Source organism: Aquiluna sp. KACHI24, assembly GCF_025997915.1.
GTDB lineage: Bacteria > Actinomycetota > Actinomycetes > Actinomycetales > Microbacteriaceae > Aquiluna.
In genome coordinates this window covers 286,988-303,648 of record NZ_AP026677.1, presented here as the reverse complement: position 1 = coordinate 303,648, position 16,661 = coordinate 286,988, and the positions used below count along the sequence as shown (strand labels likewise).

At 54.1% G+C, this 16,661-nt stretch carries 16 protein-coding genes and 1 tRNA gene; 3 read left to right on the top strand and 14 right to left on the bottom strand.

Going from position 1 to position 16,661, the window contains the following annotated elements; all coding sequences use genetic code 11:
* Nucleotides 1-97 precede the first annotated feature (97 nt).
* Nucleotides 98-934, bottom strand: a complete 837-nt coding sequence (locus tag OO713_RS01545; protein WP_264785894.1) for a VOC family protein — start codon at nt 932-934, stop codon at nt 98-100.
* 113 nt (nt 935-1,047) lie between these two features.
* Nucleotides 1,048-1,120: transfer RNA gene (locus OO713_RS01540), tRNA-Lys, on the bottom strand.
* 130 nt (nt 1,121-1,250) lie between these two features.
* Between OO713_RS01540 and OO713_RS01535 the strand changes: the two genes are divergently transcribed.
* Nucleotides 1,251-1,724, top strand: coding sequence for a peroxiredoxin (locus tag OO713_RS01535; protein WP_264785893.1), 474 nt, complete (start codon nt 1,251-1,253; stop codon nt 1,722-1,724).
* Here OO713_RS01535 and OO713_RS01530 read toward each other — a convergent pair.
* The gene (locus tag OO713_RS01530; RefSeq protein WP_264785892.1) at nt 1,721-2,095 is read right to left on the bottom strand and encodes a hypothetical protein; all 375 of its coding nucleotides are present in this window, start codon (nt 2,093-2,095) and stop codon (nt 1,721-1,723) included. The genes OO713_RS01535 and OO713_RS01530 overlap by 4 nt on opposite strands.
* Nucleotides 2,096-2,220: 125 nt before the next feature.
* Here OO713_RS01530 and OO713_RS01525 point away from each other — a divergent pair, with 125 nt between their 5' ends.
* On the top strand, nt 2,221-2,469 hold the full coding sequence (locus OO713_RS01525; protein WP_264785891.1) for a WhiB family transcriptional regulator: 249 nt from the start codon (nt 2,221-2,223) through the stop codon (nt 2,467-2,469).
* Here OO713_RS01525 and OO713_RS01520 read toward each other — a convergent pair.
* The 3 genes from OO713_RS01520 to OO713_RS01510 are packed head-to-tail and all read right to left on the bottom strand — an operon-like array spanning nt 2,466 to nt 5,312.
* Nucleotides 2,466-3,881, bottom strand: coding sequence for a PAS domain-containing sensor histidine kinase (locus OO713_RS01520; protein WP_264785890.1), 1,416 nt, complete (start codon nt 3,879-3,881; stop codon nt 2,466-2,468). The two genes, OO713_RS01525 and OO713_RS01520, sit on opposite strands and share 4 nt — an antisense overlap.
* Nucleotides 3,874-4,737, bottom strand: a complete 864-nt coding sequence (locus OO713_RS01515; protein WP_264785889.1) for a cellulose synthase operon protein YhjQ/BcsQ — start codon at nt 4,735-4,737, stop codon at nt 3,874-3,876. The genes OO713_RS01520 and OO713_RS01515 overlap by 8 nt, the downstream gene beginning before the upstream one ends.
* Complete coding sequence (locus OO713_RS01510; protein WP_264785888.1) at nt 4,734-5,312, bottom strand: SAF domain-containing protein; 579 nt, start codon at nt 5,310-5,312, stop codon at nt 4,734-4,736. The genes OO713_RS01515 and OO713_RS01510 overlap by 4 nt, the downstream gene beginning before the upstream one ends.
* 166 nt (nt 5,313-5,478) lie before the next feature.
* On the opposite strand from OO713_RS01510, the gene OO713_RS01505 reads away from it, so the two are divergent.
* The gene (locus OO713_RS01505) at nt 5,479-5,838 is read left to right on the top strand and encodes an Rv3235 family protein (protein WP_264785887.1); all 360 of its coding nucleotides are present in this window, start codon (nt 5,479-5,481) and stop codon (nt 5,836-5,838) included.
* Here the strand turns inward: OO713_RS01505 and secA are convergent.
* The 8 genes from secA to OO713_RS01465 form a co-directional block, all read right to left on the bottom strand.
* Nucleotides 5,835-8,474: a preprotein translocase subunit SecA gene (gene secA, locus OO713_RS01500; RefSeq protein WP_346659310.1), complete on the bottom strand. Its 2,640-nt coding sequence runs from the start codon at nt 8,472-8,474 to the stop codon at nt 5,835-5,837. The genes OO713_RS01505 and secA overlap by 4 nt on opposite strands.
* Nucleotides 8,475-8,523: 49 nt before the next feature.
* On the bottom strand, nt 8,524-9,129 hold the full coding sequence (gene raiA, locus OO713_RS01495) for a ribosome-associated translation inhibitor RaiA (protein WP_264785886.1): 606 nt from the start codon (nt 9,127-9,129) through the stop codon (nt 8,524-8,526).
* A gap of 38 nt (nt 9,130-9,167) precedes the next feature.
* Entirely contained in the window at nt 9,168-9,659 is a 492-nt protein-coding gene (locus tag OO713_RS01490; RefSeq protein ID WP_264785885.1) for a phosphoribosyltransferase family protein, read from the bottom strand.
* A gap of 202 nt (nt 9,660-9,861) precedes the next feature.
* Complete coding sequence (locus OO713_RS01485) at nt 9,862-11,511, bottom strand: LpqB family beta-propeller domain-containing protein (RefSeq protein ID WP_264785884.1); 1,650 nt, start codon at nt 11,509-11,511, stop codon at nt 9,862-9,864.
* Nucleotides 11,511-13,049: an MtrAB system histidine kinase MtrB gene (gene mtrB, locus OO713_RS01480; protein ID WP_264785883.1), complete on the bottom strand. Its 1,539-nt coding sequence runs from the start codon at nt 13,047-13,049 to the stop codon at nt 11,511-11,513. The genes OO713_RS01485 and mtrB overlap by 1 nt, the downstream gene beginning before the upstream one ends.
* Nucleotides 13,046-13,726: an MtrAB system response regulator MtrA gene (mtrA, locus tag OO713_RS01475; protein ID WP_264785882.1), complete on the bottom strand. Its 681-nt coding sequence runs from the start codon at nt 13,724-13,726 to the stop codon at nt 13,046-13,048. The genes mtrB and mtrA overlap by 4 nt, the downstream gene beginning before the upstream one ends.
* Before the next feature lie 12 nt (nt 13,727-13,738).
* Nucleotides 13,739-15,193, bottom strand: coding sequence for an adenosylhomocysteinase (gene ahcY, locus OO713_RS01470; protein WP_264785881.1), 1,455 nt, complete (start codon nt 15,191-15,193; stop codon nt 13,739-13,741).
* 23 nt (nt 15,194-15,216) lie between these two features.
* Nucleotides 15,217-16,617 (bottom strand): phosphomannomutase/phosphoglucomutase, encoded by a 1,401-nt coding sequence (locus OO713_RS01465; protein WP_264785880.1) that lies wholly within the window; start codon nt 16,615-16,617, stop codon nt 15,217-15,219.
* Between the last annotated feature and the right edge of the window lie 44 nt (nt 16,618-16,661).

The following is a 16,661-nucleotide window of genomic DNA, read 5'->3' as shown; positions in this document are numbered from 1 at the left end:
AAACAGTGGCACCACTTGGTTTTCTGGCCTTGACTTCGTTGGACCTATAGCGCTCTGCGTCGCCGGCGGCTACGCACTCTCAACCGTTAAAAAATAACTAGTAGCTAAGGCTCACCTGGTTGCCCCAGGGGTCCTCAACCAGGACCAAATTTGTCTCGAGCTGCCTCACATCAGACCTACTCAATCGCTCTACAGCGGCACCAAACACCTGGTCATTTGGCAGAACCAGTGAAACGTCTCTGAGACCGAGCGTGGGCTGGCGTCGACCAGCCCCACGAGATCGCCAAATATTCATGGCCATGTGGTGGTGATAACCGCCCACCGAGACAAACAAGGCAGTCCCACCCCAGTCCATCGTCACGTCAAACCCGAGCAGATCGATATAGAAATCCTTGGCCTGAGAAATGTTTCCGACGCTGAGATGAACGTGACCGATGACGGCTGCGGACAACTCAGCCTCAGGGTCAAGGTTTTCGGCAATATACTGATTGGGGTCGAGCCTCAACGTATCCATCTGAACTTGGCCGTGTTGCCACGACCAAAGCGTGCGCTCTTTATCGAAGTAGAGTTCGACACCGTTGCCCTCTGGGTCATCGAAGTAAAACGCTTCAGAAACTAGGTGGTCGGCTGACCCAGTGAAAGACCCTGGGTGCTTGGTAGCGACTGATGCCACAGCCGAAGCCAGCTCGGATCGAGACGAAAACAAAAACGCGGTGTGGAAAAGACCGGCCTCGCTGGGTCCAGCGTGACGCAGTTCCGGAGCATGTTCCAAGATCAAAGCAGTTCCCTGATCGCCGCCCAGGACCTTGGAGTTGAGAGTCTCACCGACCAACTTCAGTCCCACCGCACTGATGTAGTAATCGGACATCAAATCAAGATTCGCAACCCGCAGGGTCACAGGACCCATGGTTAGGGAGTCAGCTAGTTTGGCCATGGCATAAGTCTAGGGGGTCTAGACAAATTTGTGAAGTGCGTAAAAAAAATCGGCTGAGATCAGTTTGAGCGGGCGTGAAGGCGCGTAATTTAAGAATCAGTTAAATGAAAAAGTGCGCCCCCTGGGACTTGAACCCAGAACCCACTGATTAAGAGTCAGTTGCTCTGCCGATTGAGCTAGAGGCGCAACGAGGGGAAATCCTAGCAGTTGAAATTGAGCCCTGCAACGAACTTTTTTCGCAAACGCTATTGGCGAACTGAGACTCGGGCCAGCTTTCGGATGAATAATGTTTCTATAAACCAAAGCCGAGGTGTTGATGTCCGACGTAGTGCAGCGACTGAGTCCTGGAGATAAGGCTCCAGATTTCAGCTTGTTGAATCAAGATGGCGAAACTAAGTCACTCTCGGACCTACTCGGAACCAAAACCGTTCTCTACTTCTACCCCGCTGCAGGGAGCCCCGGCTGCACCAAAGAAGCCGCCGATTTCCAAGATGCTTTGCCTCAATTCGAGGCGAAGGGCTACAAAATCGTGGGTGTCTCGCCTGATCCCGTAAAGAAGCTGAAGAGCTTTGAAGATGCACATGAACTCACCTTCGCCCTGCTTAGCGATGAGAACATGGATGCGCACCGCGCCTACGGCGCATATGGAGAGAAGTCTCTCTACGGACGTATCTACAAGGGAGCTCTGCGTTCAACAATCTTGATTGATGAGAATGGTGTGGTGGTCGACGCCCTCTACAACGTAAAGGCGACCGGCCACACCAACATGCTGCTCAAGAGAATCGGCTAGTCCTTACCGAATTCCACTCTCACCTGTCTCGAAAAAAGCAGGTAGAAACCCAACGCCGCAGGGATCAAAAGTCCCCAGCCGATAACCGGTGAGGCAAACTCTCCGGAAAAGCTTGCGGTCGCAATCGAAGCGATCAATAGCTGTAAAACCATGGCTGCCGTGTGAGACCAGCGCTTGCGCCTGGCTAGTCCAAAAGTTATGTTGCCGGCCCAGAGTGAAGCCGCGATCAAGAGTCCAAAGAGGAAGAGCGAGCTCGTCAAAGAGAAGGTGTTTCCCTGCAAGATTGCTAAGAGCGACCAGAGTGTAACCGCGATGAGCGCGAAAGATTCCATCGCCAAGATAGCTATTGCCACGGTCAGTTTTATGTTCATGCTCGCAATTTTGGGTCTTGATTTATGGGCTTCGGTGTGAAACCATTTTGGACGTTGCAGATGTGACTTTACCCCACCGGGATACCTCCTGTTTCGACCCTTAGGAATAACAGAACACTATGGATATGCAGTGGCTAAACCAGGCCCGATGCCTCAATGAAGACCCTGAGCTCTTCTTCCCAGTAGGCAACACTGGACCAGCGCTAGAGCAAATCGAGCAGGCAAAATCAATCTGCAGACAGTGTTCAGTTTCGGCTCAATGCCTCGAGTACGCAATCAAGGAAAACCAGGACACTGGTGTTTGGGGCGGACTCAGCGAAGACGAGCGCAGATCCCTAAAGCGTCGCTACGCACGCGCACGCCGAGCAGGCTAAACCGGTAGGTCAATAACCACCTTGGTCCCGCCACGAATTGGCGAGGTCCAGTTAATCTTTCCGCGCAACTCCGACTCCACCAGGGTTCGAATGATCTGCGTGCCCAAACCGCTGCCAACCTTGCCCTCAGGCAACCCAGCACCATCATCAATAATCTCGATGTGAAGGTTTTGCTTCTCCCGCTCCGCGCTTACGGTGATAGTGCCAGACCGATCGCTCAGACCATGCTCGACCGCGTTGGCAACCACCTCGGTCAGCACCAACGCCAATGGAGTTGAGCGAGCAGCCGCCATGTCTCCAAAACTCCCCACAAATTCGGTCTTCACTGTGGTGTGATAACCGGCGATCTCGGGGATCAAGAGCAGGATTCGTTTAAAGATCTGATCGAAAGAAACCTCTTGGTCAATGCCTTCAGAGAGCACATCGTGCACAACTGCGATTGCGCTCACTCTGCGCATCGCTTGCGACAGCGATTCCTTGACCTCTTCACTCGAAGTCTGCCGCGACTGAATCCGCAAAAGGCTCGCGACAGTCTGAAGGTTGTTCTTGACTCGGTGGTGGATCTCACGAATCGTGACATCCTTCGTGATCAGTTCACGCTCCCTGACCCTAAGCTCGGTCACATCTCGACATAGCACGATCGCACCGATGCGCTCTGAGCCCTTGGTTAGCGGGATCGAGCGAGCAGCGATCGTGAAATCTGGAAATTCAATGTCGGTGCGCCAAGCTGCCTTGCCGGTCAAGACCAAAGGGAGACCCTCGTCTATCTGAACCAACTTGGACTGGGTGCCAGTGATCTCCTCGGCAAGCAATCGCCCCTCAAGTTCACCCTGAAGACCTGCTCGGTTGAAGACCGACAACGCATTTGGGCTGGCAAAAATAATCCGTCCGGCTTGGTCTAGTCGAATAAAGCCGTCGTTTGGTCGAGGAGCCCCACGCTTGGCTGCGGTGCCAGCCTCGGGAATTGGAAACTCACCCCTGGCCACCATTTCCAAGAGCTGCGTTGCACACTCGTTGAAATTGATTTGCAGTCGGTTGGTATAGCGAGGCTGCGAAAGATTCGTGTGACGGGAGATGACCGCCAGCGGTTTCTTGCTACCTGGAGCTAAAACTGGAAAAGCGGAAATTCTTGCGGATAGGTCGTCAACTTGTGTGATCGAGCCAGAGACCTGAGCCTCACCCGATGAGAATGCAGCCTCAATCAGTTCGATCCAGTCGTAGCGAGGAGAGCTGTCGGTGAGATCTCGATGAAAGAGCGTGGGAGCAGTGGATGGTCTGGCGTGAGCGAAGGCTTGAAGCTTTGCTCCCACTGGAACCCAAAGCACTAGGTCTGCAAATGCCATGTCGGAAATGAGTTGCCAGTCGGCAATCAGCGATCGCAACCACTGCTGTTGCTGAACGGTCTCACTCACGATTCTCGAGTCTACCCTCGCGGTGTTTGATTAGTTCGATCGCCAGCGCTCTGATGGCTTCACGCAATTTGGAGTTTTTGGCAATCATCAATAGCGGTTGGGATTTCAACATGGACTGATCCACAGCCTCTGAATCATCCGGCAAGACTGAGATCAACTCCTTGGATAGCAGTTCATAGAGGGTGTCGCGGACCTGCCTAGCTGGGTCTCTTCCCAGCACCGAGCTTCGAAGGCGATTGGCGATCAGCTCGTAATCACAGGTTAGATCCCTGACTGCCATGAGCGTGTGATTCACAGATACTGGGTCGCTCCCTGAGACCATCAAGACCCTGGTTGATCGCTCTAGAAGGCTCGCGGTGGGCTGGTTTCGCTCAATGGACGCCTCGAGTTTTATGAGCCCTCGCTCTAGGTCTGAATCTAAATCCAAAACCACGAAACTGTATTGCCTGGAGATCCAATCAAGCAGTGCGTTTATTGCTTCACCATCAAACTCTGGCCAGCGCGCAGGTTGAGATATCCCGCTGATCAAAGCGAGTGAGTGATTGCCAAAACAAATCTCGTGGCTGAGCCGAAGAAACTGCTCTTGGTCGAGTCGATCTTGTCGAGCTAGGCGCAAAAGCCCGAGAATTCCGGGACCCGGTTCGGTGATGCCCAACCATGGGGCAATGGCCGGTCTGCGGGTGGAGCAATCCACAAGACAAACCTGGTGCCCCATCGAAGCAAGTTCAAACGCCAAGTTCACTGCAAGATTGGTTTTCCCACTTCCGGCGGAACCCCAGACCGAAACGATGGAAGCATCTCGCTGCAGTGACTCAGGCTTGGGTTCTACCCTGCGCTCCAAATCAATCAAGCTCATGACACCGGCACCAAGAAGATCGAACTCTCCTGGGAGATGGCCTGCATCACAAAGACTGACTGTTCGATGCCAAGTCTTATCTCGATCTCAGGAACGTTGTCGGCAAATAACCCCTCTCCCTCCTCAATAGCCAGCACCTCCGCGCGCTCCACCAGGCGCTGCATCTCAAAGCCAGTCTCCCCCTCGAGTGCTCGCCAAACCGAAACAAAAGAGCCGACTTTGGAAATTGCGGGTCGAAGCTCGGGGACTAAACGAAGTGCTGTGAAATTTGGATCCAGTTCGCCGGTCAGGTCGAAGGCGGACAGCAGCTCACCCTTACGAACCACTCGCACAACGCTTTGATTGCTGGGCAACTGATCTGCCCTTATGTAATTTTGAATCTCACCTAAATCAAGGGGAACAGAAACAAAGTCCTGCTCGCTCAGCACGCTACCCGGTTTGATGTCGGCCGCGGCAACTAAGTATTCCGGCAAGGGTTTTGCCAAGACGCTGACCACAAGTCCAACACAGACCACAACTCCGGCTCCAGCCAGTATCAACCAATTGGGGATTTTTCTTCCCATTCGAATCGCCATGCCAACAGATTGGCAAGAATCGAGAAACTGTGCGGAGGGTTTTCCACAGGATCAAATTTGGCCTTTTCTCGCAGGCTTCGGAGTTTTCCACAACCTGGGCTTGACCCTTTTCAGTTTCATTTGATAAGGCCAAACTACTGCCACGACTTATGAAAAAGGGGGCCTTATGTCAGACCAAGTCGCTACCAAGAAAGTTGACCCAGCACCGTTCTTTGCCGAGATCTCTGCTGCTTACATTGAAGTTTTAGCGGGGGTGAGAAGGCCTGAGCAGCTGGCAAGGTGGCTCTCTGACAGGACCTACTACGACGTCTGCCAACGAGCACAACGGGAAGCCAGACAACGCGCTCTAACCGGACTGCGATCCAGGCCCGAGGTCTGTCTGAAGACAACCCAGACCTTTCTCACGGATCACCACGCCTTTCAAGGCGTGGTGATCCTTCGTATTAGCGGGGTAACTAAGGCAGTTTCGATTAGGGCCGAGCTGGTTCACACCAGGTATCGGATCACCGACATCAGCCTGATTTAGCCGCGGAAGAAGCTACTTCCAGAGCCATCCTTATTTTGCTGCGGCTTGGCAGGTTCGGACTTTGCCGGAGTTCCTGGTTCGCTTGGCGCAGTGTAGGTCAGACCCTGCGGGATTGGCTGTGGCTGAACCTCGGTCACCGTCTGCTTGATTTCGACGTTGAACAGGAACTGCACTGCCTCTTCGCGGATGCCGGCCATCATGTCCGAGAACATGTTGTAACCCTCGCGCTGGTATTCCACGAGCGGATCTCGCTGAGCCATTGCACGCAGACCGATTCCCTCCTTGAGGTAATCCATCTCATAGAGGTGATCGCGCCATTTACGGTCAATTACCGAAAGCATCACGCGGCGCTCGAGTTCACGCATGACCTGCTCACCAACGTCCTCGGTTCGCTTCTGATAGGCAAGTCGAGCATCGGAGAGCAGCTCCTCGATAAGCCATGAGACTGAAACCTTGGAGATCGAACGAGCCTCTTCAAGAACCTCATCAACCTCAAGACCAACCGGGTAAATCTGAGACAACGTATTCCATAGGCCTGGCAGATCCCAATCGTGAACCGAAGTGTCGGTCACTTCATTGCGAACCACCTCGGTGACAACCTGCTCCAAGAACTGCTGGAAAGTGCCAGAGATGTCGTCGCCCTCGAGGATATGACGGCGGTCTGAGTAAATTGCCTCGCGCTGGCGGTTCATCACATCGTCGTACTTGAGGATGTTCTTGCGAATCTCAGCGTTTCTAGCCTCGACCTGGGACTGCGCTGAGGCAATGGCCCGAGATACTACCTTTGACTCAATCACGGATTCATCCGGCACCGATGAGCGGTTCATCAAAGCCGCAGCCGCACCTGAATTGAACAATCGCATCAAGTCGTCGGTGAGTGAGAGATAGAACCTGGATTCACCCGGGTCACCCTGGCGACCGGAACGACCGCGAAGCTGGTTGTCGATGCGGCGGGACTCGTGACGCTCGGTGCCCAGTACGTAGAGTCCACCTACGGCCAGCACCTTCTCAGCCTCGGTAGCGACCTGAGCTTTGATCTTTTCGAAGATCTCGTCCCAAGCTTTTTCGTAGTCCTCGGCCTGCTCAACAGGGTCAAGACCAAGCTTGTGCATCTCGGCAACAGCCAAGAACTCGGCGTTACCACCGAGCATGATGTCGGTACCGCGACCGGCCATGTTGGTGGCTACGGTTACCGCTCCGAATCTACCCGCTTGGGCAACAATGGCTGCCTCTCGAGCGTTGTTCTTTGCATTTAGAACCTCGTGCTTGACACCACGCTTGGCTAGCAGCTTCGAGAGATACTCGCTCTTTTCAACCGAGGTGGTACCAACCAGAATCGGCTGACCGGTCTGGTGGCGAGTGGCGATGTCCTCAACCACCATGCGGAACTTGACCTCTTCGTTTTTGAAGATCAGGTCCTGCTGGTCAAGACGAATCATCGGCTTGTTTGTCGGGATTGGAACCACACCCAACTTGTAGGTTGACATGAATTCTGCGGCCTCGGTCTCGGCAGTACCAGTCATACCGGAGAGCTTTTGGTACATCCTGAAATAGTTCTGCAGAGTGATGGTGGCAAGGGTCTGGTTCTCGGCCTTGATGGCCACGCCCTCCTTGGCCTCAATCGCCTGGTGCATGCCCTCGTTGTAACGACGACCTGGCAGGATGCGGCCAGTGTGCTCATCAACGATCTGAACCTCGCCGTTCACCACAACGTAGTCGCGGTCCTTGCGGAACAGCTCCTTGGCGCGAATCGCGTTGTTGAGGAAAGAGATCAGCGGGGTGTTGGCTGACTCATAGAGATTGTCGATGCCCAGGTAATCTTCAACCTTGTCGATACCGGACTCCAGCACACCGATCGTGCGCTTTTTCTCGTCAACCTCGTAGTCAACCTCAGCCTCAAGCGTCTGAACCAGCTTCGAGAAGACACCGAACCAGCGGTTTACCTCTGGAGAGGCAGGACCAGAAATGATCAGTGGGGTCCTTGCCTCATCGATCAAGATGGAGTCAACCTCGTCGACGATGGCGAAGAAGTGACCGCGCTGCACGAGGTCTGACTTATTCAGCGCCATGTTGTCGCGCAGGTAATCAAAACCAAACTCATTATTGGTTCCATAGGTAATGTCGCACTCATACTGCGCTCTGCGAACCGAAGGCTCCTGACCTGAAACCAGGCAACCAGTGGTCATACCCAAGGCGCGGAACACACGGCCCATCAACTCAGACTGGTAACCGGCAAGAAAGTCATTCGTGGTTACAACGTGAACGCCCCTGGCAGGAATTGCGTTCAGGTAAGCAGCGGTGGTTGCGACCAGCGTCTTACCTTCACCGGTTTTCATCTCAGCGATGTTGCCTAGGTGCAGGGCGGCACCACCCATGAGCTGAACATCAAAGTGTCTAAGACCAATCGTGCGCTTGGCAGCCTCGCGAACTGCGGCAAAGGCCTCAGGGAGTAGGTCATCCAGAGTCTCACCGGCTGCGTAGCGCTCACGGAACTGTCTGGTCTCATCACGTAGCTCTTCATCAGTTAGACCGACAAAGTTCTGCTCGAGAGCGTTGACCTCCTGCGCAATTGACTGGAGCCTACGAAGTAGCTTTCCCTCACCCGCGCGCAGCAGTTTGTCAATGATTGACACCAAAATGATCTCCCTTAGGTTTCGGGTGCAATTGTAGTTGCTGGGGCTTTTATTAGCTCAGGCTGATTACCCCGTAGCTGTAACCCTTGCGTCGATAGACCACAGCATTTTTGCCCGTTTCACTGTCCAAAAACAAGTAGAAGTCATGGCCTACAAGCTCCATGTGATCAACCGCCTGCTCCTTGGTCATCGGGTTAGCAGGAAACTCCTTGGCACGGATCGTAATCGGAGAAGTTAGGTCCGCTGGGACCTCTTCTTCCTCGACACTCACCCTGACATCTAGTGGCTTAATGTCCAATTGGGCAAAGTCCGCTGCTGCAAGCTCGCTCGCACCTAGGTTCTTGTGATTTCCACCACGGTGGATCTTGTGTTTGTCCGAATAACGACGGAGTCGCTCAACCAACTTGCCAAATGCGATGTCAAAGGCAGCAAACTTGTCGACTGCTCGAGCCTCTGCCCTGACCACATGACCTGGTTCATAAACAGTCAGTTCGACTTGGTCCTCAACTCCGGTTGAGTGGTGCTCGTGGCGAGTTATTTTCACGTTGAGCTCCTGCGGCCGATGCGCGTACTGCTCAACTTTTGCTGATTTCTCGGCAGCGTATTCCTTGAATCGCTCCGAGACATTGAGGTTTCTGGCTGAAATTCTGAGATCCACGGTTGCCTCCTCGGGGGCTTCGATGCCCTGTCTACAAACTACGCCTTTTTCAAATCTGTTGGGACAAATTCCTGAAATCTCATAGCTAGCACACAGCCGGCCACCACCTCACCCCCAGCTTCAGTTGCAGCACGGTGGAGCTCTCTAAGCGTGGCACCGGTTGTCATCACGTCATCAAAGAGCAGCACCGACTCCCCCGCCAGGCTTGAAAGCTCGTAAGCACCTGAGAGGTTTTGCGCACGGTGTAGAGCGCTCAGCGTTCTCTGATCGGCCAGTCTTTTGAGTGCTCTTGCGCTTCGGACCCGCAGGCCAAGCTTGTTGGCAACCAACAGTGCTGGATGAAAGCCCCTCGTGCGGTAGTTCCGGGGATTTCTCGGTGGCACCACAACAACCACATCCGTTAACCCCTTAGCTTCCAAGTAGAACCTGGTTGCCTTGGCATAGTGCGCTGCTAAGGCAGTGACACCCTTGTCTTTAAATGCAACCATCGTCCTCAGCCGATCATCATCCAGTGGAGTTAGGTAGTGCATCGGGACCCCTGACAGAGCTACGACCCCGGGCTCAGTCAGGTGCTCTGGGCAACACAGGACCGAGCTCTTGCCGCAACAAACACACTTCACCGGAGCAATAAGTTGCAATAGGGCATCCATCACCCTGCAATCATCACGTCAGTTATTTGACCTCCGGCTAAGAGAATTTGTGTTGTTGATAAGCGCGAGTTCTTAGAAATTGTTAGCGAAGCTTCGCAATGTCGGTCAGCTCTGATTGCAGCCTGCGCCAAGAGCCACCGATCAGATTCCAAAGCTCCCCGTTGGTGCCGAGAAGATAACTTGATCCAGTCGCCTGTCCGGCAACGACCTTTGCCCCTCGGACCACTGGCGTTGGCAGTAAGACCCTGGGTCCAAACAACGGATAGTCGGTGAGGGAGCTCGAGCGCGGTGAGGTCTCCAAGATTCGCAGCGTCACCGGAGATTGCCAGGTGAGTGAGACTGGGCTTTGCAACGGAGCCTGGATTATGGTTCCAGGATTGATGGTCGATGGGTTATTTCGAACATCCCTTGCAATCGTGAATATCTCAAGGCGAACCTCGCCTTTATTCTTCACAATTACAGCAAGCCTTGAGCCCTCCGGACTTAGCTGAGCGCTAATTCGGGTTCCAATGACTGGTAAGACCAAAGACGCCACCTGGTTTGAGCCATCAAAGACCTGAACATCGGACCCTGATTGCTCAGGCACGATCCAAAGTAGATCCTCCGAGTCAAACTCCAGCGAGACCACATTGCTCACTTTGGAAATCCGTTGGCTCTGAACACCAATTCCTGAACCAACCATCAACTCAACTCCATCAGGGCCAGCAAAAGCCAAGAGGTTGCCAGAGCGAGCGCCGGCCAAAAGTGTCGGATTGGAGAACTGAACTAGGTTTGCGGTTCCGGTGATGGCAAGTGAGTCTGCTGGTCCGATTCGGTAAACAGCATCCGATAGAGCCAGCACCTCAGACCCGCTTCGAGCAGGGGACAGCTCTGCCGGGACAATGTCTTGCCTGGAGCTATTCACGCTCAACACAACATCAGAGACCCCGGAGAGCTGAAGCAGGGTTGCCCGAAGCTGAGAGAGCATCAAGCGGCGATTGATCGCATCTGCGCTGAGTGCTACCGAGTCGAAGTCAACCTCGGCAATACCTTGCTGAATCTTCACCGCACCAATCGTTAGCTTGGTGCCCTCCGGAATGGCACTCTGAACCCCGAGCATCAAATACTCCGATGGTCCTGCCAAAAGTGCATTTACCAATCTGGTTCCGGTTGAAGCGCGCGATGGGAACCAACGAAGATCTGGAACCAGATCACTACCGCGAGTGTCGAGGAAGTAGATGTTGTATGGCTTGAACACCACCTGGAAAACCGGTGGTGTAACCACGGTTAGGTTTGGTGCGGAGTCAATGCGCCACTGACCATCTTGCTGAACCAGCTTGAACCGAAGAGATGTTGTGTCAGCCGCCTCATAGCTTGAGTAGCGACCGTGCTCATCAAGCCTGGCTTGAACATTGATAGCGACCATCTGCAGCCCAGGTCCACCCTCGCGGAATGTCGGTGCTCCATTTCGAATCAATACCTGGTTATCAGGTTTCCACTGTTGAGCGAAGTCGCGGCTTAGAAACTCTCTTGCCACGGCGTAGTCGTTTTGCGGACCAGTTCCAGCGGCCAAGAAGCCACTGACAATCTCTCGAGGAGTTGCACCCTCAAGTGGTCCCGATGGGGTGTAGTAAGCAACCTCTTGCTGTTCGGACGCAGCAATCTCAGGTCCGGATTTAACATCCAACCCAGTTGGTATCGCGGCGCAACCCGACAGAGTCAGAATCGCAAGCAGGGCGATTAGCTTTTTCATCACGGCTCCATCGATCTTGGTGGTAGCGGCAGTGGTGAATTGGCAATGACCAAGTCTGAACGCTTCGGGAGCGTGAGCCTAAAGCTCGAACCACGCTTGGGCTTTGACCAAACCTGCAACCAACCGCGGTGCAAAATCGCATCCTCCTTGGAGATGGCGAGCCCCAGCCCCGTACCGCCCAAGGAGCGCTGGCGAGCTGGATCAGCCCTCCAAAATCGGTCAAAAATGCGCTCCAGCTGCTGCTTGGTCATGCCGACTCCAAAGTCGGTGACACATACCGCTACCGCCGTTGCATTCTCGCCAACCTCAACCTGAATCGGCTTACCCTCGCCATGTTCGACGGCGTTAGAAAGCAGGTTCACGATTAGGCGCTCAATACGTTTTGCATCTAGCTCTGCCTCAACAGCCCTGGCTGGCAATAGAACCTGGATTGGCATGTTTCTGCTGGCCGCGAGTGGCTCAATGCTTGCAATTGCTGAACCAACTACAGCATTTAGGTCTCTGACCTCAAGCTCTGCCTGGACCGCTCCGGCGTCGTAGCGCGAGATCTCCAATAGATCAGCGAGCAGTCTCTCGAATCGATCAATCTGCGCTTGCATCAGTTCAGCCGAGCGAGAGAGTGCAGGGTCAAGGCCTTTGCGATTGGCAAAGATGACCTCACCGGCAAGTTTGATAGTGGTGAGTGGGGTTCTCAACTCATGGGAAACATCTGACACGAAGCGACGCTGCATCCGTGACAATGAGTCAAGCTTTTGAATTTGCTGCTGCAGGTTGGTGGCCATTTTGTTGAAGGACCTTGCCAACTGAGCCACGACGTCGTCTCCGCGCTCGGCAAGCCGCTCATCCAGATTTCCCTGAGCCAGCAGCTCGGCCGCCTTGGCAGCCTGCTCGACCGGCTGAATGACTCTTCTGGTCACCAGGTAGCTAACTAGGCCGATGATAAAAATGAGAAATATGCCACCGATCGCCAGAGCTGACTGCACCAAGGACAAAGCTTCTTGCTCTGGTGAGAGGTCATAGACCAGATAAAGCTCGAATTCTCCAGCCAATGGGACAGAGATAGCCCCACCCACCGTTACTCCCGGAACAGTGATACCGTCTCGAACCAGGCCAACTGGGGTGTAGCTGAGGATTGCTGGGTTCTCCCGAACCTTGATTCTCAGCTCCTCGGGGATTGAGTTCAAGTCCAAATCTGGCGAGATAGGCGATTGAAATAGCTCGAGCTGGGGCTGACCAGGAGATCGCAAAAGTGCCACCTGACGATTGGCCGAAGATCCCGAGACTTGTAGCGTTGGCACCACCGAGTTCAAAACCGTCTGCAGGCTGGTCTCGTCATTGAGCGAAGCGGCAGCAATTGTTGACTGCACCGAGCCGATTGCACGCTCGGTCTCAGAGAGAATCTGCTCCACTCGGTTTTGATAGAAAGCATTGGCCAGCGAAAAAGATAAGAAGCCACCTAAGGTGACAAGTGCCAAAAAGCTAAGGCCAAGTGTGGTGAGAACCGCTTTGGCCGTTAGAGATTTTCTAAACCACTTCACGCAGCGTCGGTACCAACTCGGTAACCGTGGCCGCGAACCGTAAGGACGATCTTCGGGTTCTCTGGGTCAATCTCGATCTTGGAGCGAAGTCGCTGCACGTGAACGTTCACCAATCTGGTGTCTGCCTTGTACTGGTAGCCCCAAACCTGCTCCAGCAGCATCTCGCGAGAGAACACTTGCTGTGGCTTAGTAGCAAGGGTGTGCAAGAGCTTGAACTCAAGTGGGGTGAGAGCAATCGGCGTATCGCCACGCTTTACCTCGAAGGACAACGGGTCCAAAGTGATCTGACCAACCTGAAGGTTGGAACCCTCATCGACTACTGGTCGAAGTCGAGCCTTGATTCTCGCGAGCAGCTCGGCTCCGTTGTGTGGCTTCACTACGTAGTCATCGGCTCCAGCCTCGAGACCACGCACCACATCCTCGGTGTCACCCTTAGCGGTCAACATAACAATTGGAGTTCCGCTGGTTGCCCTGATTTGAGAACAGACTTCGATGCCCGACTGGCCTGGCAGCATGATGTCCAACAACACCAGATCAGGGTTTGACTGGTTGAAGATGTCGATCGCGCTCAGGCCATCCGCAGCAAAGATTGGTTCGTAACCGGCCCCGGCTAGGACCAGGCCAACCATTTCGCGCAGTGCATCATCATCGTCAACGACAAGAATCTTGTGAGACACTGCGACCTCCTGTTAGTAGCGGTAGTGATCCACCTTGTAAGGACCATCAACTGCTACACCAATGTATCTTGCCTGAGAGGGGGTTAGTTTTGTCAACTCGACGCCCAATGCATCGAGGTGCAAGCGTGCAACCTTCTCATCTAGTTGCTTTGGCAGGATGTGAACTCCAAGGCCATACTCTGCAGCGCGCTGGTAAAGCTCGATCTGGGCCAGCACCTGGTTAGAGAACGAGGTAGACATCACGAATGAAGGGTGACCGGTAGCGTTACCAAGGTTCATTAGTCGGCCTTCGGACAGAATCAGCACGGCGCGACCGTTTGGCAGTCGCCACTCGTGAACCTGAGGCTTGATCTCTACCTTCTCAACACCCGGTATCTGAGCGATTCCGGCCATGTCGATCTCGTTGTCGAAGTGACCAACGTTTGCCAAGATTGCGAGGTTCTTCATTTTCAGAACGTGCTCTGGTCTGATGATGTTCTCGTTGCCGGTCGAGGTCACAAAAATGTCAATCTGGTCAATCACGGACTCTAGGGCCGCGACCTGGTAGCCATCCATCGCAGCCTGCAGTGCACAGATCGGGTCAATCTCAGAGACGATAACCCGAGCGCCCTGGCCACGAAGTGCCTCGGCACAACCCTTGCCCACATCGCCGTAGCCGGCAACGAAGCAAACTTTGCCACCCATTAGAACGTCGGTCGCACGGTTTAGACCATCTGGCAGGGAGTGACGGATGCCGTACTTGTTGTCGAACTTCGACTTGGTTACGGCGTCGTTCACGTTGATAGCTGGGAACAACAGTTCGCCACGCTTGAAAAACTCATAAAGGCGGTGAACACCAGTGGTGGTCTCCTCGGAAACACCGATGATGTCGGCTGCCACTCTGGTGTAGTAGCTGGAGTCACGCTTGAGCGATTCGGTCAAGGTGTCCAAAATCACACGGTACTCGTGTGAGTCATCAACACCAGCTGGTGGTACTGAACCAGCCTTCTCAAACTCAACGCCCTTGTGTACTAACAAGGTGGCGTCGCCACCATCGTCCAAAATCAGGTTTGGCCCATCAAAGCCCTCTGCGGAGAAGTCGAAAATCTTCTCGGTGCACCACCAGTACTCCTCCAGAGTCTCGCCCTTCCAGGCGAATACCGGGGTTCCAGCTGGGGACTCGGTGGTTCCCTTACCAACAACAACTGCGGCAGCAGCCTCGTCCTGGGTGGAGTAAATGTTGCAGCTTGCCCAACGAACCGAAGCGCCCAGCTCAACCAGGGTCTCGATTAGCACGGCGGTCTGCACGGTCATGTGAAGTGAGCCTGCGATGCGGGCTCCCTTGAGTGGCTGGGAAGGACCATACTCCTTGCGCAGCGCCATCAGACCTGGCATCTCCTGCTCGGCTAGACGAATCTGGTGTCTACCAGCCTCTGCGAGGGAAAGGTCAGCGACCTTGAAATCAAATTGGGTAATGGTCTGGCTCATGTGTGCCTCTTTCGATGATCGATTCAAAGATTGCGTATTGCTTTGATTGCTTTGTCTCGAATCTCAACCATCGAGGCCTCGTGGCTGGACTCCACGTTAAGTCTAAGCAATGGTTCGGTGTTTGAGGGACGAATATTTGCCCACCACCAGACATTTTCTGATTCAAAGCTGAAAGTTGTACCGTCAAAAACCTCTTCCGTTGCACCAACTAGCGACTCACGCACGCGCTGCAGGGCAGCATCGCGGTCCTCAACGGTGGAGTTGATTTCGCCTGATGCAAAGTACGGAGTAAAGCGCTGACCTAGCGAAGAGGCCAGCTCCCCTGAACCTGCCAGTTCTGCCACCAGGTGCATCGCTGCCAGCATGCCGTTGTCTGCCCCCCAGAAGTCTCTGAAGTAGTAGTGGGCGGAGTGCTCTCCACCGAATACCGCACCGGTTTCAGCCATCGCATCCTTGATCAGAGAGTGACCAACCTTGGTCCTAAATGGCTTTGCTCCGCACTGTGTGATGACCTCTTCGACAGATCGCGAGGTCAGCGCATTGTGAATGACTGTGATGTCACTCTCACCGAGTGCCTGAACGCGCTCAATCTCGCGCTTTGCAACGATGGCAGCAACCGCTGATGGACTAATGGCATGGCCTTTTTCGTCGATGGCAAAGCAGCGATCTGCATCGCCGTCAAAGGCAAGTCCAAGGTCCGCGCCATGCTCCAAGACTGCACGTTGCAGATCAACTAAGTTCTTGGGGTCGAGCGGGTTTGCCTCATGGTTTGGGAAAGTGCCATCGAGCTCGAAATACATCGGGATAATCTCAAAATCCAACGCTGGCAGACCAGCAGCCGAACCGAACACGGCTGGCACAGTCAGACCACCCATGCCGTTGGCGGCATCGACGACGATCTTTAGCTTTCTTGCGCCCTCGAGCTTTACCAACGATCGCAGGTATTTCACGTAGTCCTGCATGACATCTACTCGAACGCTCCGACCCAGCGAAGCGACGGCTTCGATGCCATTAGCCAAATAGTCCTGTGCCCGCTCGGAGATTCCACTTAGGCCGGTGTTCATTGAAATTCCACGCGCTCCTGCGCGAGAGAACTTCATTCCGTTGTAGGTCGCTGGGTTGTGGCTGGCGGTGAACATGACGGCCGGCAACTGCATGATTCCAGAGGCGTAGTAGGACATATCGGTGGAGCAAAGCCCCAAGACCTTTGATGATGCGCCACGCTTGGCAGCACCTTTTGCAAAACTCTCGGCGAAGCGCTCGGAGCTATCGCGCATGTCATAACCGATGACTAGCTCTTTACCCTCGAGACCCAGTTCGTCGGCGAAGCCAGCGCCAAACGCCTCCACGACCTCGTCGGTGAGCTGTGAACCCACCAAACCACGAACGTCGTAAGTCTTTACAAAGTCGCTGAACTGAACCAAAGAACCCCTCTTAGCTGTAATGAGCAGGGCAAGAATACAATGGC

Bases quoted from the DNA above. Each gene is read 5' to 3' on its own strand.
- OO713_RS01545 (WP_264785894.1), bottom strand. From the start codon at position 934: ATGGCCAAACTAGCTGACTCCCTAACCATGGGTCCTGTGACCCTGCGG.
- OO713_RS01535 (WP_264785893.1), top strand. From the start codon at position 1,251: ATGTCCGACGTAGTGCAGCGACTGAGTCCTGGAGATAAGGCTCCAGAT.
- OO713_RS01530 (WP_264785892.1), bottom strand. From the start codon at position 2,095: ATGAACATAAAACTGACCGTGGCAATAGCTATCTTGGCGATGGAATCT.
- OO713_RS01525 (WP_264785891.1), top strand. From the start codon at position 2,221: ATGCAGTGGCTAAACCAGGCCCGATGCCTCAATGAAGACCCTGAGCTC.
- OO713_RS01515 (WP_264785889.1), bottom strand. From the start codon at position 4,737: ATGAGCTTGATTGATTTGGAGCGCAGGGTAGAACCCAAGCCTGAGTCA.
- OO713_RS01510 (WP_264785888.1), bottom strand. From the start codon at position 5,312: ATGGCGATTCGAATGGGAAGAAAAATCCCCAATTGGTTGATACTGGCT.
- OO713_RS01505 (WP_264785887.1), top strand. From the start codon at position 5,479: ATGTCAGACCAAGTCGCTACCAAGAAAGTTGACCCAGCACCGTTCTTT.
- OO713_RS01490 (WP_264785885.1), bottom strand. From the start codon at position 9,659: ATGCACTACCTAACTCCACTGGATGATGATCGGCTGAGGACGATGGTT.
- OO713_RS01485 (WP_264785884.1), bottom strand. From the start codon at position 11,511: ATGAAAAAGCTAATCGCCCTGCTTGCGATTCTGACTCTGTCGGGTTGC.
- ahcY (WP_264785881.1), bottom strand. From the start codon at position 15,193: ATGAGCCAGACCATTACCCAATTTGATTTCAAGGTCGCTGACCTTTCC.